Below are 24,484 nucleotides of genomic sequence, written 5' to 3' on the forward strand. Positions count from 1 at the left end.
CGGCCACTACCGTAAGAGCCATGCCCCATCTTGTCGTCTCCGTTCCCGATGAGCAGCTCGCCGCCGGCCTTGGCGCGCTGCCCGACGACGTGGAGCTGATCCGATGGTCGATGGATGCCCCGGCCGACCGCGACGCGATCGACATCGTCGTGGCGCCGTACTTGGGCTCCTCCGCCGCCGAGCGGTTCGCCCGGCTGAACGGGGTGCGCACGCGGCTCGTGCAGGGGCAGTCGATCGGATACGAGCACGTCGTGTCGACACTGCCGGCGGGGCACGCGTTCGCGAACGCGGCCGGCGTGCACGAGACCTCGACCGGCGAACTGGCCGTCGCGCTGACGCTGGCCGCGCAGCGCCGGCTGCCCGATTTCGTCCGCGCGCAGGACGAAGGCCGGTGGGCGCCGGTGTTCGCGGCGAGCCTGGCCGACCGGCGGGTGCTGCTGCTCGGCTACGGCGGGGTCGGCAAGGCGACCGCCGCGCGACTGGCACCGTTCGAGGTCGAGCTGACCGTGCTCGCCCACCGCGCCCGCGTCGAGGACGGTGTGCACGTGCACGGCGCCGACGAGCTGCATGCGCTGCTGCCGGACGCCGAGATCGTGATCAGCACACTGCCCGGCGGCGACGCGACCCGCAACGTCATCGACGACGCCGCACTGTCGCTGCTGCCCGACGGCGCCCTGGTGACCAACGTCGGGCGCGGCACGACGATCGACACCGACGCGCTGACCGACCACGTGCGCCGGGGACGGATCCGCGCCGCACTGGATGTCACCGATCCCGAGCCGCTGCCGGCCGGTCACCCGCTCTGGTCGCTGCCGGGCGTGCTGATCGCGCCGCACGTGGGCGGGGCGTCCACCGCCATGCTGCCCCGCGTCGCGAAGCTCGTCCGCACGCAGATCGACCGGATGCGGGCGGGCGAGGCGCCCCTGAACGTCGTCATCCCGGGCTGACCGCGCGCCCGGATCAGTCGGCGCCGGGTCCGGCCTGCTTCGCGGTGACGACGCGGCGGGCGGCGGCATCCACCTTCGCCGCGAAACCCGGATCCGACTGCGCCGCCGACAGCACCGCGTCGTACATCTCCGGCAGCACCGAGACCTCGGACGAGACCAGCACGATGTCGCACCCCGCGCCGATGGCGAGGAGTGCGCGCTGCGCCGGAGTCCACCCGGCGACGGCGGCCGCCGCCGACAGGTCATCGGTGATCACGACACCGTCGAAGCCGAGCGTGCCGCGCAGCAGCCCGGTGATGATCTTCGGTGAGAACGCGGCCGGGGCGGACGGATCGATCTTCTGGTAGATCGCCGTCGCGGCCATCACGAGGGCGGGACCGGCGGCCAGCAGCGCGCGGTAGACCTGCACGTCCGGAGATCCCGCGGTCACGGTGGTGTCGGTGGTGAGCACGAAGTCGGTGTTCGTGCGTGCCCGGCCCAGGCCCGGGAAATGCTTGAACGTGGGCATGACGCCGCCGTGCCGCATCCCGTCCGCGAACCCGCCGGCGTGCGCGGCGACGGTCTGCTGGTCGTAGCCGTACTGCCGGTCCAGTGCGCCGATCGGCGGGTTCTGCCGTGCGGTGGCCGCGCTCGTGACGATGTCGGCGACCGGGGCGAGGTTCACGTTCACGCCCGCCGCGGCGAGCTCGGCGGCCCAGGACGCGGCATCCGCCCGCAGCGTCTCGGGCGCGCGGGTGCCCTGGGTCAGTGCCGAGGGCATCCGCGCGAATCCGGGCCCGTGCAGCACCTGCACGTCGCCGCCCTCCTGGTCGGTGGCCACCCACAGCGGCACATCGCCGGTGGCAGCCGGCGAGACCAGCGCGGTGAAGCGCGCCACCACGGCGGCGGTCTGCGCGACGCTGGAGGCCGTGCCGCTGTGCAGGAAGATGCCGCCCACGTGCCGGTCGGCGATGTCGGCCAGAGTCTGCGGGTTCGGCGCATCCGTGCCGGTGCCGACCATGAACAGCTGGCCCACGCGCTGGGCAAGCGACAGGTCGGCGATCGGGTCGACCGTCGGAGTCGGCGTGGGGGTCGACGTGGCTGATGCGGTGGTCGGGGTCGTCGGGCTCGCGGCGGGGGCGGCGGCGCAGCCGGCCAGCAGTGCCAGGCCGGCCATCATGCCGGCGGCGATCCGAATGCGCATGCCTTCAAGTCTGTACCGGAACGCCGACGACCCGCCGCGGCGTACCGGCGCGAGTGCGGGCAGGCGTCAGGCGCGGAACACGGCGTGCACGTCGCCGACCAGCGCGCGCCCGGCGAGCGCCTCGAGCTCGATCAGCACCGAGGTGCCGACGACGATGCCGCCGAGCTCGCGCACCAGGGAGTGCGCGGCCTGCAGCGTGCCGCCGGTGGCCAGCACGTCGTCCACGAGCAGCAGGTTCACGCCGGGATGGATCTCGTCATGGGCCTCGATCGTGGCCGTGCCGTATTCCAGTGCATAGTCGACGGATGCCGCGGGCCGGGGCAGCTTGCCGGCCTTCCTGATCGGCACCAGCCCGACGCCGGCGGCGATCGCCACGGCGCCCGCGAGCAGGAACCCGCGCGCCTCCACGCCGGCGACCACGTCGAAGGTGCCGGTGAACGGCTCGATCATCGCGTCGATCGCGGCGCGCAGCGCCACGGCATCGGCCAGCAGCGGCGTGATGTCGCGGAACAGGACGCCCGGCTCGGGATAGTCTGGGATGCTGCGGATGAGCGATTGGGCGCGCTGAAGCTGGTCGTCGGGCACCCGTCAACCATACGCGCGCCCAGCGACCGGCCCCGGCGACGCTCCCGCCGGCGCGGCCCGGCGCGGCCCGGCGCGGCCCGGCCCCACGTCGATGACGCTTCGGTCGTCGCATATGGCGACCTCACCCGCCCGACAGGCCACCATATGCGCCGACTCAAGAGTCTGCCGCTGCCTTCAGTCGTCGCATATGGCGACCTCTCGTGCAAAACACCCGCCATATGCGCCGACTCAACGACGACTCAAGAATCTGCGCGACGGAGGGCACCCAGCATCGGAGCGCGCCCATCGCGATTGCAGACGGTTGTAAGCGCTTGCACTACGCTGTTCGCATGACCTCGACCGCGCCCGCCGACGCCCTCTTCGCCCTGCCCACCGCGCCGGGGGCGCAGTGGTGGCGCTCCGCCGTGATCTACCAGATCTACCCCCGCTCGTTCGCCGACGCGAACGGCGACGGCATCGGCGACCTGCCCGGCATCACCCAGCACCTGCCCGATCTGGCCGACCTCGGCGTGGACGCCGTGTGGCTGAGCCCGTTCATGACGTCGCCGCAGAAGGATGCCGGCTACGACGTGGCCGACTACTGCACCGTCGATCCGCTGTTCGGCACGCTGGCCGACTTCGACGACATGCTCGCAACGGCGCATGCCTGCGGCATCCGGCTCATCGTCGACCTCGTGCCGAACCACTCGTCCGACCAGCACGTCTGGTTCCAGGCGGCCCTGGCGGCGGCCCCCGACAGCCGGGAACGCGCGCGCTACCTGTTCCGTGACGGGCGCGGCGCGCACGGCGAGCTGCCGCCGAACAACTGGGAGTCGGTGTTCGGCGGTGGGGCCTGGACCCGCGTGCAGGAGGCCGACGGCACGCCCGGCCAGTGGTACCTGCACCTGTTCGACCCGTCGCAGCCCGACTTCGACTGGACCAACGAGGAGGTGCGCGCCGAGTTCCGCCGCATCCTGCGGTTCTGGCTCGACCGGGGTGTGGACGGCTTCCGCGTCGACGTCGCCCACGGCCTGATCAAGAAGGCGGGGCTCCCCGACTACCATCCGCCGGCGGACGGCGGCTCGATGGGCGGCGACGCGGTCGACGTGCCGTACTGGGGCCAGCCGGGCGTGCACGACGTGTACCGCGACTGGCACGACGTGGTCGCCGAGTATCCGGGCGACCGGGCTCTGTGCGCCGAGGCGTGGCTGCCGACGATCGAGCAGACCGCGCTCTGGGTGCGCCCCGACGAGATGCATCAGGCGTTCAATTTCGAATACCTCGAGACGGGGTGGGATGCCGCAGACCTGCGCGCCGTGATCGCCGAGTCGCTGCGCGCCTATGCCGCCGTCGGCGCCCCGAGCACCTGGGTGCTGTCCAACCACGACGTCGTCCGGCACGCGTCGCGGCTCGCGCTGACCGCCGAGAACCCGCAGGGCACGGGCATCGGCCCGAACTCCCCCGGCAAGCCCATCCCCGAGGTCGGACTGCGACGGGCTCGGGCGGCCACTGCGCTGATGCTCGCGCTGCCGGGGTCTGCCTATCTGTACCAGGGCGAAGAGCTCGGCCTGCCCGAGGTCATCGACATCCCCGACGATGCACGGCAGGACCCGACCTGGTTCCGCACCCACGGCGAGCGCTACGGCCGCGACGGCTGCCGGGTGCCGATCCCGTGGGTCGCCGACGCCCCCGCCTACGGCTTCAACGACACCGGGGCGGCCTGGCTGCCGCAGCCGGTGCAGTGGGCGGACCTGGCCCGCGACGTCGAAGCGGCGGATGCGGCATCCACCCTCTCGATGTACACGACCCTGCTCCGCGAGCGCCGCGAGCGTCGGCTCGGCGGAGGCAGCCTGGAGTGGCTCGATTCCGGGCCCGACGTCGTCGCATTCCGCAACGGGAACCTGACGGTGCTCGCCAACATCGGCGATCAGCCGGTGGCGGCGCCCCCCGGCCGGGTGATCGCCTCGAGCGGGGCACTCGCAGGCGGACTCGTGCCCGTCGACACGACGGTGTGGGCCGAGACGGACTGACCCGCAGGCAACCAGCAGAACGGCGCACAATGGTGAGCATCGACGAAGTCGCACGAATGGCCGGCGTCTCCACGGCGACCGTCTCGCGCGCGCTCAGCGGCCGCGGCCATGTGTCCGACACGGCGAAGGCGCGCGTCGAGGCGGCGGTCGACTCGCTCGGCTACGTCGTGTCGGCGCCCGCGTCGAGCCTGGCCTCGGGGCGCGCGCGCAACATCGGCGTGCTCGTGCCGTTCCTGGAACGCTGGTTCTTCGGGGCGGTGCTGGCCGGCACGGCGGCCGAGCTCATGCGGCACGGCTACGACATCACGCTGTACAGCGTGACCGAGGATGCCGAGCTGCGCCGCAACGTGTTCGACACGCTGCTGCGCCGCAAACGCGTGGACGGGATCATCGCCGTGTCGATCGCCCTCGGCGACGCCGAGATCGAGCGCCTGCTGGCGCTGGACATGCCCGTGATCGCGATCGGCGGGCCCGACCCGCGCCTGCGCACCCTCACGATCGATGAGGTCGCGGTCGCCCGCCTCGCGACCGAGCACCTCCTGGCACTGGGGCACCACGACATCGCGCACATCGGGGCCAGTGCCGAGTTCGACCTGGACTTCCACATCCCCACCCAGCGCCGCCAGGGCTTCGAGCGGGCGCTCGAACAGGCCGGGGTCGAACTGCGGCCGGCGCTGTTCGAGCCGGCGGACTTCACGGTCGAGGGCGGATTCCGCGCCGCCACGCGGCTGCTGGGCCGCCCCGGCGAGCGCCCGACGGCGATCTTCGCCGCGTCGGACGAGATGGCGATCGGCGCGATCCTGGCCGCACGCGAGCTCGGCCATCGCGTGCCCGCCGACCTGTCGATCGTCGGCGTCGACGGCCACGACCTGGGCGAGTTCTTCCGCCTGACCACGGTGGATCAGTTCCCCGCCGCACAGGGCGAGCGTGCGGCGACGGCGATGCTCGAGGCGCTGAACGGCCCCGTCGACGCGGCGCGCCGCGCACCCGAGGCGGCGCCCGACCCGTTGCCGTTCGAGCTCGTCGTGCGCGGGTCGACGGCCCGCCCCGCCGCCGTCTGAGAGCGCTCGTGGACCGTGTCGCGTTGCGACGGTGACAGAACAGGCGTAGTGTCACCCGCCGTGACCCAAGAGAGCCGCGACGCGGTGCCGGAGTCGCCGATTGCAAAACGCATCCTGATCGGCGACCCCCTTGCCTCGCAGAACGCGGACGAGCATCTGCTGCCCAAGCGGATGGCCCTGCCCATCTTCGCCTCGGACGCGCTGAGCTCAGTGGCCTACGCGCCGCAGGAGATGCTGATGATCCTGCTGGCCGGAGGGCTGGCGTTCGTCGCGTTCGCGCCGTGGGTCGCGGCGGCGGTCGTGCTGCTGCTGGCCGTGGTGGTGCTGTCGTACCGGCAGCTGATCCGCGCCTATCCGTCCGGCGGCGGCGACTACGAGGTGGCCCGAACGAACCTGGGCGAAGTGCCGGGCGTCGTGGTGGCCTCCGCGCTGCTGGTGGACTACATCCTCACCGTGGCCGTGTCCACGGCATCCGGTGTCGACAACATCATCTCGGCGCTGCCGGTGCTCAACTCCTGGCGGGTCGAGATGGCGGTCGGATGCGTCGTGCTGATCATCGTCGTCAACCTGCGCGGGGTGCGCGAGGCGTCGCGGGCCTTCGCGATCCCGACCTACGTGTTCATCGGCTCGGTCGCGGTGATGGTCGTCGTCGGCCTCGTCCGCACGTTCCTGGGCGCCGCGCCGGTCGCCTCCAGCGCGCAGTACGGCATGCACGCGCAGAGCATCTCGCAGGCGGCGGTGATCCTGCTGGTGCTGCGGGCGTTCTCGAGCGGATGCTCCGCCCTGACCGGTGTGGAGGCCGTCTCGAACGGCGTGCAGGCGTTCCGCAAGCCGAAGATCCGCAACGCCCGCGCGACGCTGGCGCTGATGGGCTCGATCGCCGGCCTGATGTTCGCCGGCCTGGTCACCCTCGCCCTGATCGCGGGGGTCAAGTACGCCGAGAACCCGTGCGATCTGAACGGATTCGACTGCAAGAACCTGCCGCAGCCGAGCCTGATGGCGCAGCTGTCGGCGGCGACGTTCGGCATGAACTCGATACCGTTCTTCATCGTGCAGGCGGCGACCGCCTGCGTGCTGCTGCTGGCGGCGAACACGGCGTTCAACGGCTTCCCGCTGCTGGGCTCGGTGCTGGCCCGTGACGGCTACGCGCCGAAGGCGCTGAACACCCGCGGCGACCGGCTGGTGTACTCGAACGGCATGATCCTGCTGGGTGTGGCCGCGATCGGCGTGCTGGTGGTCTACAAGGCCAATCTGTCGAACCTGATCCAGCTGTACATCATCGGCGTGTTCGTCTCGTTCTCGCTGGGCCAGATCGGCATGATCCGGCACTGGATCCGCGGGCTGCGCCGACTGGCCACGCTGCCGGCGGCGGCACGCGAGCAGCAGCTGGCCAGGCGGCAGCTGTGGAGCTACCGCAAGGGCCTGGCGATCAACAGCATGGGCGCCACGATGACCGTGACGGTGCTGATCATCGTCACCATCACGAAGTTCACGCATGGCGCGTGGCTGGTCTTCCTGGCGATCCCGATCCTGGCGGTGCTGATGATGGGGGTCTCCCGCTACTACCGGGACGTCGAGCACGAGATCACCATCGACGACACGCTGCACTTCGGGTCGACCGGCGACGTCGCACTGATCCTGGTGAACAAGCTGCAGAAGCCGGTGATGAAGGCGATGGACTACGCGCTGGCCGCCAAGCACGAGAAGACGGTGGCCGTGCACGTGGCGGTGACCAAAGAGGAGTCCAACGCGCTGCACAAGGCCTGGCAGGCGCACGCGGTGCCGATCCCGCTCGTGACGATCGAGTCGCCGTTCCGCAGCTATGCCGGCCCGATGATCGAGTTCATCAAGCAGTACCGCGCCGAGCACGGCCCGACGGTGATCACGGTCTATCTGCCGCAGTACATCGTCGGGCACTGGTGGGAGAAGATCCTGCACAACCGCCGCGCCAAGCGCATCGCGCAGCAGCTCATGCTCGTGCACGGGGTGACGATCACCCTGGTGCCGTGGCTGCTGGATTCGTCGGAGCTGATCTACGGCCGCCGCTCGCGCCCGGTGCTCGGCCAGGAGCGCGCCGGCCGGCCGTTCTCGCCGACGGCGCGGTTCGGCGCGGCACGGCCGCCTCGACCACCGCAATGACCTCGGCCAGCTCGGCGCCGGCCGGTGCGCGCCAGGCGACCCAGGTCTGCGTGCCGAACCTCCGCCCCTCGGTGTCGGTGCCCTCCAGCGGCAGCCACGACCAGCGTCGGAAGTTGCGCGCCCGCGACGCCTGAGTGACCAGCACCGCGTCGACCTGGGCAGTGCGGGCGATCAGCTCGCTGTGCTCTGAGAACCGGCGGAAGACCCACTGCACGTCGACCCCCGCCGCGGCCGCCGCCGCCCGCAGTCTCGCCTCTTCGGCATTGATCTCGCCGATCGCATGCGCCATGACCTTCCGCCCGTCGAGGTCGGCGAAGCTCACCGTGGACCTCGCCGCCAGCGGTGAATCCGGCGCGACCGCGATCCCCATCGGCTGCTCCAGCAGCAGGCGCGACTCCAGCTCGGGCGCGTCGAAGTGGATGAAGGCGAGGTCGATCACGCGCATCATGACCATCAGGCGCTGCTCTTCGGTGGTGGCCTCGTGCAGCGACAGCGAGACGCCCGGGAGGTGCTGCCGCACCGCTTGCGCGATCTCGAGGAACCACTCGTCGGGCAGCCCCTGTGGAATGCCCACCCGCACGACCTGCTCGCCCAGGTCGGCCGCCCGGATGATCTCGGGGATCTGCTGGATCTGCGAGAACACGACATCGAGGTGCCGGTACAGTCCGACGCCCGCCTTCGTCATGACCACGCCCTCGGGGGTGCGTTCGAGCAGCCGGTAGCCCAACTCGCCCTCCAGTGCGCGGATCTGACGGCTCAGCGACGGCTGCGAGGTGTTCAGCGCGGCGGCCGCCTTGCTCACCGAACCCACCCGGGCCGCGGCGGCGAAGTATTCGAGATGGCGCAATTCCATGTCCCGAGGATATGCCGTGAAGGCATGGCATCGACGCCTCACGGGTATTTGACGCATGACCTGGCCCCGTCCACACTTGCCCCAGTGCAGGAATCACCGCGCCGAGGGGAAAGTGCGCGCAATGGGCAACGGTGCCGTCTTCGAATCGGATGTCGTCGTCGCCGGCGGCGGATCCGCCGGAGTCGCCGCCGCAGTGGGCGCAGCCGCAGCGGGCGCGCGGGTGACGCTGATCGAACGGTACGGGTTCCTCGGCGGCGCGGCGACGAACAGTTCGGTGCTCACCTACTGCGGGTTCTTCGACCAGACCCGCACCCAGGTCGTGCGCGGAGCGGGGCAGCGCTTCCTCGACAAGCTGAGCGCACGCGATGTGTACCGCACGCAGACGATGTCCGAGACCGGCAACACGGTCGTCCTGCTCGACCCCGAGATCACCAAGATCGCGCTCGATGAGCTGATCGGCGAGGCGAACGTCACGCTGCTGCTGCACAGCACCCTGATCGACGCGACCACGGGCCCCTCCGGAGTCGAGTCCCTCGAGATCGCGCACCGCGGCGGCCGGGCGCGCATCCGGGCACGCGCGTTCGTGGACGCCAGCGGCGACGGGGCGGTCATCGCCGCCACCGGTGCCGCCGTCGTCTCGCCGGTGGGCGAGCGCCAGGCGAGCACACAGGTCATCCGCGCCGGCGGTATCGACGACGACGCAGACCTCAGCGCCGCGGGGATGCAGCACGCGGTCGTCCAGTACGAGGCGGCCAGCGGCGAGAGCCTGGTGCGCACCCACGGCATCGCCGCACGGCTGCCGATCTCCCGCGAAGTCCTCCTGCTGCTGGCCGACCAGCATCGCGACGCGCTCGACGTCGGCGAGCTGACCCGGGCAGAGCTGGAATCGCGTCGGCTCTGCTGGGGCTACCTGGCGGCGTTCCGCCGGTATCTGCCGGGCTGGCAGAACGCCTACCTCGCCGCGACCGGACCGCAGATCGGAATCCGCGAGTCGCGGCGCCTCCTGGCCCGCTACGCCGTCACGGCCGATGACGTCTCGAGCGGGCGCAAACGGCCGGCCGACTCCATCGCCCGGTGCGGCTGGCCGATGGAGCATCACGTCGAGCCGGGAGTGACCGCCTACGGCGGCATCCGCGACAAGGGCTGGTACGACATCCCCTACGACGCGATCCGCGCGGCATCCATCCCCAATCTGTGGGCCGCCGGGCGCCTGACCGGTTCCGACAATCAGGCATACGCGTCGCTGCGGGTGATGGGGACCTCGTTCGCCACCGGTCATGCCGCCGGCGTCGCCGCGGCGGTCTATGCCGACAGCGGCCGGCACGACCTCGACCGGGTCCGGGCCGAACTGGTGCGGCAAGGGGCGCTGATCTGAATGGCCGCGCCGCGCGTGGTCCTCACCGGCGCCGCCGGGGGCCTCGGCCACGACATCCTGCCGGCGCTGCTCGATGCCGGCTTCGACGTGATCGGGCTCGACGTCCGCCCCGGCGGTGATCCGCGCATCCCCTGGGTGCGCTGCGACCTCGCCGACACCGAGACGCTGGGCCGCGCGCTGGCGGGCGCCGCCGCCGTCATCCACCTGGCCGGCATTCCGCTGGAGGCCGACTGGGGCGACATCTCCCGCGTCAACATCGACGGCACCCAGCATGTGCTGCACGCGGCGTGGCTGGCCGCGGTGCCCCGCGCGGTGCTGGCGAGCTCGGTGCACGCCGCCGGATTCACCCGCGTGCCCCCGCCCGGGCGGCGCATTCCGGATGACACGGTGATCCGGCCGAACACGTTCTACGGCGTGAGCAAGGCTGCCCTCGAAGCGCTCGGCCGCCTGTATCACGACAGGTATGGAATGGATGTCGTCTGCCTCCGGATCGCGTCGCGGTTCGCGGCACCGCAGAACGAGCGGATGCTGGGCTCGTGGCTGTCGCCGGCCGACGCCGGACGGCTGTTCGTCGCGGCGCTGACCGCACCGCACCCGGGCTTCCAGACCGTGTGGGGAGTGTCGGCCAACACGCGCAGCTGCTATTCGGCCGCGGGCGGAGAGCGCCTCGGGTACCGTCCCGAAGACGACGCCGAGGCCTTCGCCGGCGACATCCTGCGCGCCGCCGAACACGATCCACAGATCGCCGCCACCGCGTGGGATCGTGAATTCATCGGTGGCGTATTCTGCTCAGAGGCTCCACCCCGATACGTGCGCCTGCCCGGGTCCGGCACAGGGACGGGGCGATGATGACGGCCACAGGCGACCGCTCGGCCGTGGAAGGATCCACGATGGCACCGACCGCTCCCGCCCCCGACACCGCCGTGCACGACTTCGTCGTGGAGCACGTTTCGAAGGTGTTCGTCGGCGACACCCAGGTGCATGCGCTCAGCGACATCAACCTGCAACTGGCCAACGGCTCGTTCACCTGCATCGTGGGGCCCTCCGGCTGCGGCAAGTCCACGCTGCTGCGGATCCTCGGTGAGCTCGAGACGGCCACCGCCGGCACCGTGCACATCAACATCCCCGACTCGAAGGTGCCGCGGGCCGCATTCGTGTTCCAGGAGCACGGCGTCTTCCCCTGGTTCACAGTGCTGCAGAACGTCGCGTTCGGCGAGCAGATGGCGTCGGTGGGCAAGAGGAGCCGGCTCGAACACGCCCAGCGATGGATCGCCGAAGTGGGCCTGACCGGATTCGAGCACGCCTATCCGCATCAGCTGTCCGGCGGCATGCGGCAGCGCATCGCGATCGCGCGCGCCTTCGCGACGGGTTCGCCCGCCCTGCTGATGGATGAGCCGCTGGGCGCCCTCGACGCCCAGACCCGGATGCTGATGCAGGAGCAGCTGGTGCGCCTGTGGGAGGGCGAGCGCAAGACCGTCGTGCTGGTCACCCACTCGATCGAAGAGGCGCTGCTGCTGGGCGACCAGATCGTGGTCATGTCCGCGCGACCGGGGAAGGTGAAGAACATCATCGACGTGCCGTTCGGCAGACCCCGCGACGTCGGAATCGAAGCGTCGCCGGAGTTCGGTCAGATGAAGCAGGAGATCTGGGAGTCGCTGCGCGACGAGGTGCAGGCCTCGATGAGGTTCTCATGACCGGCTTCTCGATGAGCGCGACGCCGCACTCGGCATCCGAGCCTCGCGAGCACCTCGACACTGCGATCGAGCGGGAGTACCGCCGCGCGCGCTTTCTGCGCCGACGCGACCTGACCCTCGCCATCCTCACCCCGATCGTGCTGCTGATCGCATGGGAGCTGGCCGCGCGAACCGGGCTGCTGGATCCGCGGCTGTTCACACCGCCCAGCGCCATCGCCGTGCGCGGCTGGCAGATGATCGTGACGGGGACGCTCTGGATCGACGTGTTCAGCACCGTGGCCCGGCTCATCGCCGGCTTCGTCTCAGGCGCGATCCTGGGAATCGTGGTGGGCCTGCTGATGGGCGTCTGGCGTCCGCTGCGGGCCGCGCTGGACCCCACGTTCACGGCGCTGTACGCGCTCCCGAAGATCGCCATCCTCCCGCTGCTGCTGCTGATCTTCGGCCTCACCGAGACGCCGAAGATCCTCTCCGTCACGATCTCGGTCTTCTTCGTGGTGCAGATCAACACGCTCGCCGGCATCATGCAGATCGACAGTCGCATCACCGAGGCGGCGCGCGCCTACAAGGCCTCCGGGTTTCGACTGTTCCGCTACGTGCTGGTCCCCGCCGCCCTGCCGTCGATCATGACCGGTCTGCGGGTGTCGGCGGGGATGGCCGTCATCGTGATCACGGCCGTCGAGTTCGTCGCGTCCAACAACGGCCTGGGCTATTTGATCTGGAACTCCTGGCAGCTGTTCCAACCGGACTCCATGTTCGTGGGGCTGATCGCCGTCTCGCTCATCGGTGCCATCTCCACCGGACTGGTGATCCTGCTCGAGCGGGCGATGCTGCCTTGGCGCCATGGACGAGGACCACGAAAGAAGGGAAAGACGACGTGACACATCTCAGAGGATCGATGACCGCAGTGCTCGCGCTCGCGGTGGGCGTGAGCCTGGCCGTCGCGGGCTGCTCCAGCGGAGGGGGCGGGACGAACCCGGCCGCCTCCGGAGGGACGGGCGCATCGGGGCAGCTGCATGAGGTGAACGTCGGCATCGTTCAGCTGCCGATCTTCGCCCCGCTGTACATCGCGCAGGCCAAAGGCTATTTCACGGACGCGGGCCTGAAGGTCAACCTGCAGAACGTGAAGTCCGGGCAGGACGCGATCCCGCTCGCCGCCAGCGGCAAGCTGGACGCGGTGGCGGCCGGCTTCTCGGCCGGCTTCTTCAGTGCCGTCCAGAGCGGCCTCGACGTCAAGGCCGTCGCCTCGATGGGCGTCGCGGGACCCGCGGACGAGAAGCCGGCATCCGCACTGATCGTCTCGAAGAAGGAGTACGACAGCGGCGCGATCACGTCGGTCGCAGGCCTGAAGGGCAAGAAGCTCGGCGCTCTCGGCGGCGGCGGCGCGACCAGCGCGTTCTATGTCAGCCTGGCGTTGGGCCAGGTCGGGCTGACCAACAAGGACGTCACCTTCGTGAACCTGAGCAGCCCCGACATCCCCACCGGGATCAAGACCGGGGGCATCGACGGCGCATTCGTGTCGGCGCCGTTCTGGGAGCAGGCGGTCGCCGACGGGGTGGCCGTGAAGCTGTGGCAGACCCCTCCGGGCACGTCTGGCACCGGTGTCTTCTACGGCGGTAAGTTCGCGTCGTCGAAGTATGCGCAGCCGTTCTTCGACGCGATGGCGCGCGGCGCGCAGGACCTGCAAGGTGACGCCAAGTACTCGGACGAGAATCTCAAGATCATCGGCGACGCGACCGACCAGACACCCGAGCAGGTCAAGTCGGTGCCGCTGTACGACTGGTTCCCCGACCTGCACCCGCTGCCCGACCAGCTGGCCGGCATGGAGAAGGTCTGGATGGAGTTCGGCGCGCTCAAGTACGACACCGCGCTGGACCCGTCCACCTATGTCGACACGACGTTCGCGAAGAACGTGAAGGTGCCCGCGTCCTGACGGCCCCGTGCGGGCAGGATGCCGCGCATCCTGCCCGCACCCGCCTCGCTCAGGCGACGAGCTGGCGCTCGAGGCGCTGGTAGCTGGTCTCCATGCCGTCGATCATTCCGGTCGCGAGGACCATGTCGCGGGTCGCGGCATCCGGGTACGTGATGATCAGCGTTAGCAGCGTCGCGCCGTTCTCCTCGTACAGCTGCAGATCGTTGACCGTGGCGGGGTAGTCGGTCCCGGTCATGTGCTCCGTGGTCACCGCGCGACGCGGGGCGTCCGAGACGAGCGTCTCGCCGTCGAAGCCGAACGGCTCGCCCTCGGTGCCCTCGTCGGGCTCCCAGGCGTACCGGTAGGTGCCGCCCGGGGCCGCGTCCACCTCGCACACCGTCATCCGCCACCCGTCGGGGCCGAGCAGCCACTGCTTCAGCAGCTCGGGCTCGTGGTGGGCGCGCCAGACGAGATCGCGCGGTCCCTCGACCAGTCGGGTGATGCGCACGTGCTGGTCGTCGAGCACCTCGAGCCGGGTCCCCTTGCCTGCGGCGTAATCGCGCAGGTCCTGCAGCACGACGTCGAGCTGGCCCATCGCCATGCGGGTGCCCTCGACCATGCCCATCCCGACCGCCTTCTCGAGGTCGTCGATCGAGTGGAAGTACGTCACGCCGTTCAGGCGCGTGCCGGTGGCCGTCGGCTCGAACGCGAAGACCATCCGCATCGCCGGCATCCCGTCGTCGAGGTCCCCGTGCTCGTCGGCGAAGCCGTCGAGCACCTCGAACGAACGGGGCTCGTCGATGGTCAGGAACTCCCAGCGTCCGCGGGACGTCTCGCCGCGCGGGCCGGTCATGGCGTACTGCGCGAGGCCGCCGGGCGCGAAGTCGAACCGGGTGAACGTGGCCGGCCATCCCGGAGGACCCCAGAACCGTTCGAGCTGGCGCGGGTCGGTGAACACGTGCCACACGCGCTCGGGGGTGGCGGCGAAATCGGCGACGATGTTCATCGTCAGCTTCTCGGGGTCACTGGTGATGTCGGTGACGGGCATGGTCTCTCCTTGTTCGTGTGGCGGGGTTCAAGACCCGGGCCGCGGGTTCTCAGCGTCTTCGGCCAGCAGCGCGTCGATGCGATCGATGCGGTGCCGCCAGAGGTCCTGGTAGCGCTCGAGCAGCTGCTGCGCCCGGGCGATCATCTCGGGATCGGTGCGCACGAGACGCTCCCTTCCCTCGGCCCGCTTGACGATCAAGCGGGCCGCTTCGAGCACGGCGACGTGCTTCTGCACCGCGGCGAACGACATGTCGTAGTCGGCGGCGAGCGCCGACACGGACTGCTCGGCGCTTATCGTGCGGCGCAGGATGTCACGGCGGGTCGCATCGGCGAGGGCCCGGAAGATCCGGTCCACGTCGTCGTCGCTGAGCTCTCTTTGTGCAACCATTTGGTTGTAGATTACGGGATGCCGCGGCCGGCGTCAACCCCTGCCTGTCGTCGACACCGCGAAAGTCATCGATGCGGCGCCGTCCGAACGAGCGTCGGCGAACTTTCTTCATAGTGTCGCGTCACCACGTTCCCGACACTGCCCTTCGCGAGCGCACCCACCGCATCCTCGTCCAGACTTCGGAGGATGTCGCGCACCTCGGATGCCGCGCCCCGAACGGCTCCGAACTTCGAGTGATCCTGCTAACCCTGTGAGCGTCAGGCGTAGCCGCGCTTCCAGAGCCGGTTCGACGCCTTCGCGAAGTCGGCCGTGCTCGGGATGTCGAACCCCAGCGCGTTCGCGTACCGGGTGATCACGGCGAACACGGCACCGACAGCGGCCGCATCCTCCAACTGCTCGCGGGTGACGCCGGCCTCGAACGCGGCGCGTGCGTCGGAGGCGCTGACGTGATCCGGATCGCGCGTGAGCTTCTCCAGGAACACGAGCGCCGCCCGCAGCGGCTCCGGGATCCGGGCGGTCTGGTAGTCCTCCAGCGTCGCGCGGACGAGCTCCGGATCCATGCCGTGCACCGCGACGGCGCTGTGCGCACCGATGCAGAAGGGGCACGAGTTCCACTGCGCGACCATCGCCGCCATGAGCTCACGCTCGGCAGGCGACCACGCGCTGTCACCGCGCATCGCCTCGTGCGTCCACGCGTTCAGCGCCGGCCCGGCGAAGTCGGGGTGGTACATCGCCACCCGGGCGGCATCCGGCAACCGCATCCCCGAGACGGCGGAGACGAACCCGAACAGCATCCGGGTCTTCATCCGGTCGCCGGTCTCGATCTCAATCAGGCGCATCCGTGGCCTCCGCGATCGCCCGCGCCGCAGCATCCCATCGCCGCACGCCTGCCCCCGCCGCCGCGGCGAGGATCACCTCGAACGCTGCACGGTCGCCGCCGGCGGCGTCCCGCACGGCGGCCACATCTTCGTCGGTCACGCGATACGAGGCGTCCCGGACGAGATCAACGAGGGTTCGATACGGCTCGCCGATCTCGGCGTCGTCTGCCGCGGCGTTGTCTGCCGCGAACGCCGCTCGACGCAGATCAAGGTCGGCCGCGCCGTCGCCCAGCACCGCGGCCTCGAGGCGGGACCGCAGGAACGCATTCCTCTCAGAGTCGCTCATCCGTGCAGAGTAGCGCTGACCTCCGACAACAGCCAGAATGCGGCGCGAAACTCCCGGCCCCGGCCACGAGGTGCCCCGAGCGCGACGAGGGCAGCCGCACGACGAGCCGCCGCCGCCGACACGCCTCCCGACAGACGTCGCCTGGATGGCATGACATCCCCTGCCGACACCGGCGTGTTCGACGTACGCGCCGTCCGGGCGGACTTCCCGATCCTGGACGAGACGGTCGGCGACGCCCCGCTGGTGTACCTCGACTCGGCGGCGACGAGCCAGAAGCCGCGCGTGGTGCTCGACGCCGAACGCGCCTTCCTCGCGCACGCGAACGCGGCCGTGCACCGCGGCGCGCACACGCTGGCCGCCGAGGCGACGGAGTCGTTCGAGGATGCCCGCGCCGCCGTGGCGGCCTTCGTCGGCGCCGCGCCGGAGAACCTCGTGTGGGTCTCGTGGGCACCCTGCGGAATCCGCACGCATCCGCCCAACTAGAATCGATGTGTCCGGCGCCCGCGATTCCCGCGCGGCACGAACCCTGGAGCTCAGCCGCATGACCACCCCCACTCAGGAATCCGTCGCCGACACCGTCGAGAACGCCGTCGCCACTCCCGAGAAGGAGCAGCCGTACGCCGCGCTCGGTCTGAAGCCCGACGAGTACGCGGCGATCAAGGAGCTGCTCGGCCGCCGGCCCACCAGCGGCGAGCTGGCGATGTACTCGGTGATGTGGAGCGAGCACTGCTCCTACAAATCGAGCAAGATCTATCTCAAGCGGTTCGGCCAGAAGGTCACCGACCAGATGCGCGAGAGGCTCATGGTCGGCATGGGCCAGAACGCCGGGGTCGTCGACATCGGCGAGGGCTGGGCGGTCACGTTCAAGGTCGAGAGCCACAACCACCCCAGCTACATCGAGCCGTTCCAGGGCGCCGCCACCGGCGTGGGCGGCATCGTACGCGACATCATCTCGATGGGCGCGCGCCCGGTCGCCGTCATGGACCAGCTGCGCTTCGGCGCCATCGACCACCCCGATACGGCGCGCGTCGTGCACGGCGTGGTCAGCGGCATCTCGTTCTACGGCAACTGCCTGGGCCTGCCCAACATCGGCGGCGAGACGGTGTTCGACCCGGTGTACCAGGGCAACCCGCTCGTGAACGCACTGGCGGTGGGAGTGCTGCGCCACGAAGACCTGAAGCTGGCGAACGCGTCGGGCACCGGCAACAAGGTCGTGCTGTTCGGTGCCCGCACCGGCGGCGACGGCATCGGCGGAGCATCCATTCTCGCGTCCGACACGTTCGCCGCGGGTGGCCCGACCAAGCGCCCGGCCGTGCAGGTGGGTGACCCGTTCGCCGAGAAGGTGCTCATCGAGTGCTGCCTCCAGCTCTACCGCGACGAGCTGGTCGAGGCCATCCAGGACCTCGGCGCCGCCGGGATCTCGTGCGCGACATCCGAGCTGGCCGCCAACGGCGGTTCGGGCATGCGCGTCGACCTGGAGAGCGTGCTGCTGCGCGACCCCACGCTCACCCCCGAAGAGATCCTGATGAGCGAGAGCCAGGAGCGGATGATGGCCATCGTCGCGCCCGACAAGCTCGACGCGTTCCTGGCCGTGACCGGCAAGTGGGATGTCGAGACCAGCGTGCTGGGCGAGGTCACCGGCGACGGCCGCCTGCAGATCTTCTGGCACGGCGAGCAGATCGTCGACGTCGACCCGTCGACCGTGGCCGTCGACGGCCCGGTCTATGAGCGGCCGGTCGCCTACCCGACCTGGATCGACGCGCTGCGCGACGACTCCGCCGCGGCGCTGCCGCGGGCGACCGACCCCGACACGCTGCGCACTCAGTTCGAGCAGCTGGTCTCGGGCCCCAACCAGGCCGACCTGTCGTGGATCACCAACCAGTACGACTACTACGTCGGCGGCAACACGGCCCTCGCCTTCCCCGACGACGCCGGCATGATCCGGGTCGACGAGAACTCCGGTCTGGGCTTCGCCATCGCCACCGACGCGAACGGCCGCTACTGCCAGCTCGACCCGTACCAGGGTGCGCAGCTGGCCCTGGCCGAGGCATACCGCAACGTCGCCGTCACGGGCGCGGTGCCTGCGGCGGTCACCGACTGCCTCAACTTCGGCAGCCCCGAGAACCCCGAGGTGATGTGGCAGTTCGGCCAGGCCGTGGACGGCCTCGCCGACGGCTGCCTGCAGCTGGGCATCCCGGTCACCGGCGGCAACGTCAGCTTCTACAACCAGACCGGCGACACCCCGATCCACCCCACCCCGGTGGTCGGCGTGATGGGCATCATAGAAGACGTCGCCCACCGCATCCCGAGCGGCTGGCAGGACGAGGGGCAGAACATCTATCTGCTCGGCGTGACCGCCACTGAGCTCTCCGGCTCGGCGTGGGCGGCAACCGTGCACGGGCACCTCGGCGGGCGGCCACCGGCCGTCGATCTGGATGCCGAGATGCGCCTGGCCGCCCTGCTACACGCCGCCAACGACCAGAACCTGATCTCGAGTGCGCACGACCTGTCCGAGGGTGGTCTCGCGCAGACCCTCACCGACGGCGTGCTGCGGTTCGGCGTCGGCGCGCGGGTGTGGCTGGACGAGCTCATCGACCGCGACGGGGTGGATGCCGCAGCCGCGCTGTTCGCCGAGTCGACGGGTCGGGTGATCGTGACGGTGCCCCGCGAAGACGACGTGAAGTTCCAGGGGCTGTGCGCGGGCCGGCGCTACCCGGTGCTGCGCATCGGCGTGACCGACCAGGCCGGGCCCGACGCAGCGCTGGAAGTGCAGGGACTGTTCACGATTCCGGTGTCCGAGCTGCGCGCGCTCACGTCCGCCACCCTGCCGGCCGTGTTCGGGCCGACCGTCACCGGCTGAGCCGGCACCGGCCGGTCGGGGCACCTGCCGGTTGGGGCATGTCAGGCGACGGGTCGGGCCGTAGACTTGTCGCCATGTCCCAGGACGACGACTACAGCCTGCTCCGCGAGAAGCGGGAGCGCCGCATCAAGACGATCGCGTGGATCGTCATCGTCGCGCTGATCCTCGTCGCCGGAGGGGCCACGGTCTTCGCGCTGCTGTTCGGCTGATGCTTCCGCTTTCGTTGCGGTTAGCATGGCAGGGTGGATGACTTCTGGCAGTTCGCCGGCAGCTACTGGTGGCTCATCTTCCCCGTGATGGGTGTGCTGGGCGGCACCGGCAACGCCTGGCGGCGCAATGCGCGCGAACGCCATGAGCGGCGTCTGGAGATCGTGCGCGCGAAGGCCGAGATCAAGTCGGCGCAGGCCGGCATGCGTGCGGCGGGGCGGGCTCCTCGGGTCGCGGCTTCCGCCGCGCCGCCCGAGCCGGACCGGTCCGAGCAGCTGGAGAAGCTGCTCGCCGCGCACGATGCGGTCACCAAGCGCTGGCTGGACTACGAGCTGGACGTTGCCAAGCTGATCGCCTTTCCGGCGATGAGCGATGGCCGTCAGCCGCTGACGGCGGCGTTCCTACGCGCCAAGAAGGTCGCCGATCGGCTGCGCCCCGCCTCGCTGAAGGTGAAGCTGTCGGCGTCGGCACTGGCCGAGTACCGCAACGCAGTCACCGACTTCGAGGTCGCCTTCGATGTCGCCGAGCGCGACGCCCGCCGGCTGCGCGACTCGACGTTCACGGCCACCGAACGCAAGCGCCTCGACACCGCCAAGCAGCTGCTGTCGATGGCCACCGACCAGGCCGCGACGCCCGCCGAGCGACAGGTCGCCTACCGCCGCGTGCGGGAAGAGCTGGACGGCCTGATCTCGATCCCGGACGGCGCGATCGAGGTGCTCGAGAAGAAGGTCGCGCTGCAACTGCCGGCCGGTGCTGTGCTGCCGCCGCCTGTCGCGGCCGGGGCTGTGCTGCCGCCGCCTGTCGGCCAGGGGTCGCCCGCGGCCGTTGCGACGCGGGATGGCTCGCCGCCTTCAGTGTCCGCGGCAGATTCGGCCTCCGCAGGAAGCTCGGCGTCCGCGGGACGTTCGGCTTCCGCGGGAGAACCGCCGGCAGCCGACGCGTCCGATGCCGCGCGTTGGCCTGTTCCGCGCCGGGGCAGCGCCGCTGGGCCGCACGCCTGACGATCACCAGATCGTCCGCACCGTCCTGACGAGCACCCAATCGTCCGCACCGTCCCGACGATCACCCGATTCGCCGCGCCGTCCTGGCGCCCCGGCTCGACCGGCGCGCGTCTCAGCAGCATCCCGCGAGCCGGCACTTCCGCGGCGAGCTCGCGTTCGCCAATCCGATCAGACCGCGCTGCACTGGATGCGCGGCGGCGGCTTCGAACCCGGTTCAGGGGTCGAGTTCGACGTGCTGGCCGAGACCTGGTGGCACCTCGTCGGCGACGACGGGCTGCACTGAGCTCCTCCCAAAGAGCCGGGGCGCCGGCGCGAAGCGATGGGCCAATCCCACCGCTCGTCCACTGCGCACGCCGTTGAGTCGTCGCGATTTACCATTTCCGGCCATAGGAACGGTAATCCGCGCCGACTGAAGAATGCGTCCGTCGCTCAGTCGGCGCGAATTGCCACTGCCGCGCGCGAGAACGGTAACTCGCGCCGACTGAACAGACGAGTGGATGCCGCGGGCCGCGGCATCCACTCGTCTCCTGCCCTCCCGCGGATCAGGAGGTCAGGCTGTTGACATAGTCCTGGTTCTCGCCCATCCACTTCTTGACGATGTCGGGGAACTCGCTCTGCTTGTGGTCTTCACGGAACATCGCGTTCTCGAGGGAGAACAGCAGGTCCGAATCCATCTTGAACGCCGCGAACCACTTGTTCACGTCGGCGAAGTCATCGGCGAAACCGGTGCGCGTGACCGTGTGGATCGACTCGGCCGCACCCAGTGCGCCCTTCGGGTCCTTCAGGTCCTTGATGTCGTACGCGTCGTAAGCCCAGTGCGGACGCCACAGCGTGACGACGATGTTCTCATCGGCATCCAGCGCCTTCTTCAGCGCGGCGAGCATGGCCGGCGTCGACGACGTGAGGAAGTCCATCTTCTCCAGGCCGTATTCGGGGATGACCTTCTTCTCCATCGCCTCGGTCAGGCCCGCACCCGGCTCGATGCCGACGATGCGGTTGCCGAACTTGTCGGCGTTGGTGGCCAGGTCCGCGATCGAGTCGATCGGGGCATCCGCGTTGACCGCGAGCGTGAGCTTCGCATCGTCGTTCCACGAGCCGACGTCGACCAGGTCGTCGCCGTACTGCTTGAAGTAGCTCGCGTGCGTCGTCGGCAGCCAGCCGTCGAACGCGACGTCGAAGTCCCCCTTGGCGAGACCGGCGAACACCGGGCCCGCGTCGGCATACTCCAGGTCGACGTTGTAGCCCTTCTCCTCGAGCACCTGCTGCCACAGGTACGACGCGGCCTCGCCCTCGGGCCAGCCGTTGAAGACGCCGACCGTGATGTCCTTCTTCTGCTCGGCGGTGCTGCTGCTGTTGCTGTTGTTGTCACCGGCGCCGGCCGCGTTGGTCGAGCAGCCGACCAGCGAGATGCTGGCGACGACGCCCAGGGCGATCGCCCCGAGCAGTGTGCGCTTCTTCATGTGATTCCTTTCCTCTCGTGTGCTGTGGCACGAGCGTTGGGGACGCCCGCGGTTCCCGCGGGCAGAACGGTGCGCCTCGCGCACCGAGGTCTGCGAGTCAGGCTGCGGCGGTGACCGGGGCGGGCGCCTCGTCGGCGGATGCCGCAGCCGACGACGATCGCTGTGAGCGGGCGCGGCGCGAGAGCGCGAGGGCGCCGGTGATGCGGTCGAGGATCATCGCGATGACGACCACGGCGATCCCCGCCTCGGAGCCGAGCGCGATGTCGGTGCGGCTCAGGGCCTGGATGATGTCCTTGCCCAGGCCCGGGGCGCCGACCATGCTGGCGATGACGGCCATCGACAGGGCGAGCATGATGACCTGGTTGACGCCGGCCATGATCGAGGGCATCGCCAGCGGCAGCTGAATCTGCCGCAGGATGCGGCCCGGGGTGGCGCCGAAGGCGTTGCCGGCTTCGACGACCTCCTTGTCGACGCCGCGGATGCCGAGCTCGGTCAGCCGCACGCCGGGGGCGACGGCGAACAGGATCGTCGCGACCATGCCGGGCACGACGCCGATGCCGAACAGGAAGATCGCCGGGATCAGGTAGACGAAGGCGGGCATCGTCTGCAGGAAGTCCAGGACCGGACGGACGATGGTCGACACCGCCTGCGATCTCGCCGCCCAGATGCCGATCGGAATCGCGATCACGATCGCCACGACCACGGCGACGAGGGTCAGCGCGATGGTCTGCATCGCGTTGTGCCACTGGTCGACGGTGGTGATCAGCAGCAGGCCGATGACCGTGCCGACCGCGAGCTTCCAGCCCTTCACGAGCCACGCGATGGCGGCGATCACGATGATGATGACCCAGAACGGCGGCGTGACGAAGACCCATTCGACGGCGTCGTACAGGCCGCCGAAGATCGCCGAGACCACGTCGAAGAAACCGCTGAACGTGGCGATGACCCAGTTGATGATCGCCTCGACCCAGTCGCCGAGCGGAATGCGGATGAGATCCATCACTGCTCACCCCCTGCGGCCGTGGCCAGTGCATTCGGCTCGAGGTCGGCGATCTCCTCGGCGAGCTGCAGCGCCGTGGCCGGGATGATCGGCAACGCGGCCGTGGTGGCCGGCACGTTGCCCAGGGCCGCCAGCAGCGTGATGCGCGGGATGACGCCGAGCAGGCGCCCTTCGGCGTCGACGACGGGCAGCGAGACCGGGCTGCCGACGGCGTGCTCGACCAGATCGGTGAGCAGGTCGTCGGGACCCACGCGGCGCACCGCCGGATCGGCGATGGTGCGCAGGTCGCGCTCGCCGTCCTTGACGGCGCGGATGACCCGGCGGTCGGTCACCACGCCGACCAGGCGCCGGCCGTCGACGACGAACACTTCGCCTATCTGCTCTTCGCGCATGATGCGCAGCGCGCCTCGGACGCCGGCGGTGACCGGCACGAACAGCGGCCGCTCCATCACGGCGGCGGCGGTGAGCACCCGCGCCCGGTCGACGTCCTGCACGAACTGTGCGACGTAGTCGTTGGCCGGGTCGGTGAGGATCTCCTCCGGCGTGCCGGTCTGCACGATGCGGCCGTCGCGCATCACGGCGATCCGGTCGCCGAGGAACATCGCCTCGTTCAGGTCGTGCGTGATGAAGATGATGGTGCGCCCGAGCTCCTGCTGCAACTCGACCAGCTGCTCCTGCAGTTCGCGTCGGATCAGCGGATCCAGCGCCGAGAACGCTTCGTCCATGAGCAGGATGTCGGTGCCCGCGGCGAGTCCGCGCGCGAGGCCGACGCGCTGCTTCATGCCGCCGGAGAGTTCATCGGGCATCGCGTCCAGGCGATCGCCCAGACCCACCTTGGTCAGGATCTCACGGGCCCGGGCGCGGCGTTCGGCCTTGCCGACGCCCTCGATCTCGAGCCCGTAGGCCGCGTTGTCCAGCACCGTGCGGTGCGGCAGCAGCGCGAAGTGCTGGAACACCATCGACATCGACGTGCGGCGGATGCGACGCAGCTCGGCCGGGTTCGCCGTGGTCACGTTCACGCCCTGCACGATCACTTCACCGGCGGTGGGTTGCAGCAGGCCGTTGAGCATGCGGATGATCGTCGACTTGCCCGATCCGGACAGGCCCATGATCACGAAGATCTCGCCGGGCTGCACGGCGAAGCTCGCGTCGATGACGGCGGCGGTGCCGGCATCCTGCACCTGGGTGCGGGTCTGACCGGCTTTCAATCGGCGTACGGCATCCTTCGGATTCCGGCCGAATACTTTGAACAGGCTCTGCGCCTGCACTGCGGGTGGGATGGTCACGTTGCTTGGCCTCGTCAGCCGCGAACGGCTGCATCGGTTACGCCCGGGTGACGATCTTCAGCGCGTGCCACGAGCCCGCAAGGGGACCGCCCAGACACGTCGGCGACACACATCGGGTCTGTCGCCCAGACCGCCGACCATACGCCCGCATCGGGAATCCCTCCCGGGAATCGGCCTCCACAGAGGTCGTGATGCGGCCGCGGACTGGTCGTCAGGGCTCGAAGCCCTTCTAGCGACGTTACCCCCGACATTAGAAGCTCGCAACCTGAGCCAGGTCCGGCATTCGCCGACCGCTACATCGAGCCGCTGCTGACGG

21 protein-coding genes and 2 pseudogenes are annotated in these 24,484 nt (G+C 70.0%); 13 read left to right on the forward strand and 10 right to left on the reverse strand.

Annotation, left to right across the window (positions count from 1 at the left end; all coding sequences use genetic code 11):
• Window positions 1-20 precede the first annotated feature (20 nt).
• Entirely contained in the window at window positions 21-947 is a 927-nt protein-coding gene (locus ABD705_RS00750) for a 2-hydroxyacid dehydrogenase (RefSeq protein ID WP_344779521.1), read from the forward strand.
• A 13-nt stretch (window positions 948-960) separates the two neighbouring features.
• On the opposite strand, the gene ABD705_RS00755 is transcribed toward ABD705_RS00750, so the two are convergent.
• Entirely contained in the window at window positions 961-2,130 is a 1,170-nt protein-coding gene (locus tag ABD705_RS00755; RefSeq protein ID WP_344779523.1) for a glycoside hydrolase family 3 N-terminal domain-containing protein, read from the reverse strand.
• Between the two features lie 66 nt (window positions 2,131-2,196).
• Window positions 2,197-2,715 (reverse strand): adenine phosphoribosyltransferase, encoded by a 519-nt coding sequence (locus ABD705_RS00760; RefSeq protein WP_344779525.1) that lies wholly within the window; start codon window positions 2,713-2,715, stop codon window positions 2,197-2,199.
• A gap of 329 nt (window positions 2,716-3,044) precedes the next feature.
• On the opposite strand from ABD705_RS00760, the gene ABD705_RS00765 reads away from it, so the two are divergent.
• Genes ABD705_RS00765 through ABD705_RS00775 form a run of 3 tightly spaced genes read left to right on the forward strand, consistent with a single transcriptional unit; the run spans window position 3,045 to window position 7,924 of the window.
• Window positions 3,045-4,724, forward strand: coding sequence for a glycoside hydrolase family 13 protein (locus tag ABD705_RS00765; protein WP_344779527.1), 1,680 nt, complete (start codon window positions 3,045-3,047; stop codon window positions 4,722-4,724).
• 29 nt (window positions 4,725-4,753) lie between these two features.
• Window positions 4,754-5,785 carry a LacI family DNA-binding transcriptional regulator gene (locus ABD705_RS00770; protein WP_344779529.1) on the forward strand — a complete coding sequence of 344 codons (1,032 nt, stop codon included), beginning with the start codon at window positions 4,754-4,756 and terminating at the stop codon, window positions 5,783-5,785.
• Window positions 5,786-5,833: 48 nt separating this feature from the next.
• Window positions 5,834-7,924 carry an APC family permease gene (locus tag ABD705_RS00775; RefSeq protein ID WP_344779531.1) on the forward strand — a complete coding sequence of 697 codons (2,091 nt, stop codon included), beginning with the start codon at window positions 5,834-5,836 and terminating at the stop codon, window positions 7,922-7,924.
• A gap of 85 nt (window positions 7,925-8,009) precedes the next feature.
• Here the strand turns inward: ABD705_RS00775 and ABD705_RS00780 are convergent.
• Window positions 8,010-8,834: pseudogene (locus ABD705_RS00780) on the reverse strand (LysR family transcriptional regulator); the annotation flags it as partial.
• Between the two features lie 64 nt (window positions 8,835-8,898).
• Between ABD705_RS00780 and ABD705_RS00785 the strand changes: the two are divergent.
• Genes ABD705_RS00785 through ABD705_RS00805 form a run of 5 tightly spaced genes read left to right on the forward strand, consistent with a single transcriptional unit; the run spans window position 8,899 to window position 13,776 of the window.
• Window positions 8,899-10,152: an FAD-dependent oxidoreductase gene (locus tag ABD705_RS00785; protein WP_344779533.1), complete on the forward strand. Its 1,254-nt coding sequence runs from the start codon at window positions 8,899-8,901 to the stop codon at window positions 10,150-10,152.
• On the forward strand, window positions 10,153-11,001 hold the full coding sequence (locus ABD705_RS00790; protein WP_344779535.1) for an NAD-dependent epimerase/dehydratase family protein: 849 nt from the start codon (window positions 10,153-10,155) through the stop codon (window positions 10,999-11,001).
• Window positions 11,002-11,042: 41 nt separating this feature from the next.
• Complete coding sequence (locus tag ABD705_RS00795) at window positions 11,043-11,846, forward strand: ABC transporter ATP-binding protein (RefSeq protein ID WP_344779537.1); 804 nt, start codon at window positions 11,043-11,045, stop codon at window positions 11,844-11,846.
• A complete protein-coding gene (locus ABD705_RS00800) occupies window positions 11,843-12,724 on the forward strand; it encodes an ABC transporter permease (protein ID WP_344779539.1) in 882 nt (293 codons plus the stop codon). The genes ABD705_RS00795 and ABD705_RS00800 overlap by 4 nt, the downstream gene beginning before the upstream one ends.
• 17 nt (window positions 12,725-12,741) lie before the next feature.
• Window positions 12,742-13,776, forward strand: a complete 1,035-nt coding sequence (locus ABD705_RS00805) for an ABC transporter substrate-binding protein (protein ID WP_344779541.1) — start codon at window positions 12,742-12,744, stop codon at window positions 13,774-13,776.
• Window positions 13,777-13,825: 49 nt separating this feature from the next.
• Here the strand turns inward: ABD705_RS00805 and ABD705_RS00810 are convergent, their stop codons facing one another.
• The 4 genes from ABD705_RS00810 to ABD705_RS00825 all read right to left on the reverse strand — a co-directional run bounded on the left by ABD705_RS00810 (window position 13,826) and on the right by ABD705_RS00825 (window position 16,354).
• Window positions 13,826-14,803, reverse strand: a complete 978-nt coding sequence (locus ABD705_RS00810) for an SRPBCC family protein (protein ID WP_344779543.1) — start codon at window positions 14,801-14,803, stop codon at window positions 13,826-13,828.
• A 27-nt stretch (window positions 14,804-14,830) separates the two neighbouring features.
• Window positions 14,831-15,190 carry an ArsR/SmtB family transcription factor gene (locus tag ABD705_RS00815; protein ID WP_344779545.1) on the reverse strand — a complete coding sequence of 120 codons (360 nt, stop codon included), beginning with the start codon at window positions 15,188-15,190 and terminating at the stop codon, window positions 14,831-14,833.
• Window positions 15,191-15,447: 257 nt separating this feature from the next.
• Window positions 15,448-16,029 carry a carboxymuconolactone decarboxylase family protein gene (locus ABD705_RS00820; RefSeq protein WP_344779547.1) on the reverse strand — a complete coding sequence of 194 codons (582 nt, stop codon included), beginning with the start codon at window positions 16,027-16,029 and terminating at the stop codon, window positions 15,448-15,450.
• Entirely contained in the window at window positions 16,016-16,354 is a 339-nt protein-coding gene (locus ABD705_RS00825) for a hypothetical protein (protein ID WP_344779549.1), read from the reverse strand. Before ABD705_RS00825 ends, ABD705_RS00820 begins: the two co-directional genes overlap by 14 nt.
• Before the next feature lie 150 nt (window positions 16,355-16,504).
• Here ABD705_RS00825 and ABD705_RS00830 point away from each other — a divergent pair.
• From ABD705_RS00830 to ABD705_RS00845, 4 genes and pseudogenes are all read left to right on the forward strand, one after another.
• Window positions 16,505-16,816 (forward strand): annotated as a pseudogene (locus ABD705_RS00830) (aminotransferase class V-fold PLP-dependent enzyme); the annotation flags it as partial.
• 79 nt (window positions 16,817-16,895) lie between these two features.
• The gene (gene purL / locus ABD705_RS00835; protein WP_344779551.1) at window positions 16,896-19,214 is read left to right on the forward strand and encodes a phosphoribosylformylglycinamidine synthase subunit PurL; all 2,319 of its coding nucleotides are present in this window, start codon (window positions 16,896-16,898) and stop codon (window positions 19,212-19,214) included.
• Window positions 19,215-19,288: 74 nt separating this feature from the next.
• Window positions 19,289-19,423 carry a hypothetical protein gene (locus ABD705_RS00840; RefSeq protein WP_344779553.1) on the forward strand — a complete coding sequence of 45 codons (135 nt, stop codon included), beginning with the start codon at window positions 19,289-19,291 and terminating at the stop codon, window positions 19,421-19,423.
• Window positions 19,424-19,456: 33 nt separating this feature from the next.
• On the forward strand, window positions 19,457-20,422 hold the full coding sequence (locus ABD705_RS00845; RefSeq protein WP_344779555.1) for a hypothetical protein: 966 nt from the start codon (window positions 19,457-19,459) through the stop codon (window positions 20,420-20,422).
• A gap of 542 nt (window positions 20,423-20,964) precedes the next feature.
• Here ABD705_RS00845 and ABD705_RS00850 read toward each other — a convergent pair.
• The 3 genes from ABD705_RS00850 to ABD705_RS00860 all read right to left on the reverse strand — a co-directional run bounded on the left by ABD705_RS00850 (window position 20,965) and on the right by ABD705_RS00860 (window position 24,168).
• Entirely contained in the window at window positions 20,965-21,882 is a 918-nt protein-coding gene (locus ABD705_RS00850) for a glycine betaine ABC transporter substrate-binding protein (protein WP_344779557.1), read from the reverse strand.
• 97 nt (window positions 21,883-21,979) lie between these two features.
• Window positions 21,980-22,882, reverse strand: a complete 903-nt coding sequence (locus ABD705_RS00855) for an ABC transporter permease (protein WP_344780404.1) — start codon at window positions 22,880-22,882, stop codon at window positions 21,980-21,982.
• Window positions 22,882-24,168: a quaternary amine ABC transporter ATP-binding protein gene (locus ABD705_RS00860; protein WP_344779559.1), complete on the reverse strand. Its 1,287-nt coding sequence runs from the start codon at window positions 24,166-24,168 to the stop codon at window positions 22,882-22,884. Before ABD705_RS00860 ends, ABD705_RS00855 begins: the two co-directional genes overlap by 1 nt.
• Between the last annotated feature and the right edge of the window lie 316 nt (window positions 24,169-24,484).

It is taken from the genome of Microbacterium kribbense (assembly GCF_039537285.1).
Lineage (GTDB): Bacteria > Actinomycetota > Actinomycetes > Actinomycetales > Microbacteriaceae > Microbacterium > Microbacterium kribbense.

Coding starts and splice junctions, on each gene's coding strand:
- ABD705_RS00750 (WP_344779521.1), top strand. CDS start 21: ATGCCCCATCTTGTCGTCTCCGTTCCCGATGAGCAGCTCGCCGCCGGC.
- ABD705_RS00755 (WP_344779523.1), bottom strand. CDS start 2,130: ATGCGCATTCGGATCGCCGCCGGCATGATGGCCGGCCTGGCACTGCTG.
- ABD705_RS00765 (WP_344779527.1), top strand. CDS start 3,045: ATGACCTCGACCGCGCCCGCCGACGCCCTCTTCGCCCTGCCCACCGCG.
- ABD705_RS00770 (WP_344779529.1), top strand. CDS start 4,754: ATGGTGAGCATCGACGAAGTCGCACGAATGGCCGGCGTCTCCACGGCG.
- ABD705_RS00785 (WP_344779533.1), top strand. CDS start 8,899: ATGGGCAACGGTGCCGTCTTCGAATCGGATGTCGTCGTCGCCGGCGGC.
- ABD705_RS00790 (WP_344779535.1), top strand. CDS start 10,153: ATGGCCGCGCCGCGCGTGGTCCTCACCGGCGCCGCCGGGGGCCTCGGC.
- ABD705_RS00795 (WP_344779537.1), top strand. CDS start 11,043: ATGGCACCGACCGCTCCCGCCCCCGACACCGCCGTGCACGACTTCGTC.
- ABD705_RS00800 (WP_344779539.1), top strand. CDS start 11,843: ATGACCGGCTTCTCGATGAGCGCGACGCCGCACTCGGCATCCGAGCCT.
- ABD705_RS00805 (WP_344779541.1), top strand. CDS start 12,742: ATGACCGCAGTGCTCGCGCTCGCGGTGGGCGTGAGCCTGGCCGTCGCG.
- ABD705_RS00810 (WP_344779543.1), bottom strand. CDS start 14,803: ATGCCCGTCACCGACATCACCAGTGACCCCGAGAAGCTGACGATGAAC.
- ABD705_RS00815 (WP_344779545.1), bottom strand. CDS start 15,190: ATGGTTGCACAAAGAGAGCTCAGCGACGACGACGTGGACCGGATCTTC.
- ABD705_RS00820 (WP_344779547.1), bottom strand. CDS start 16,029: ATGCGCCTGATTGAGATCGAGACCGGCGACCGGATGAAGACCCGGATG.
- ABD705_RS00825 (WP_344779549.1), bottom strand. CDS start 16,354: ATGAGCGACTCTGAGAGGAATGCGTTCCTGCGGTCCCGCCTCGAGGCC.
- purL (WP_344779551.1), top strand. CDS start 16,896: ATGACCACCCCCACTCAGGAATCCGTCGCCGACACCGTCGAGAACGCC.
- ABD705_RS00840 (WP_344779553.1), top strand. CDS start 19,289: ATGTCCCAGGACGACGACTACAGCCTGCTCCGCGAGAAGCGGGAGCGC.
- ABD705_RS00850 (WP_344779557.1), bottom strand. CDS start 21,882: ATGAAGAAGCGCACACTGCTCGGGGCGATCGCCCTGGGCGTCGTCGCC.
- ABD705_RS00855 (WP_344780404.1), bottom strand. CDS start 22,882: ATGGATCTCATCCGCATTCCGCTCGGCGACTGGGTCGAGGCGATCATC.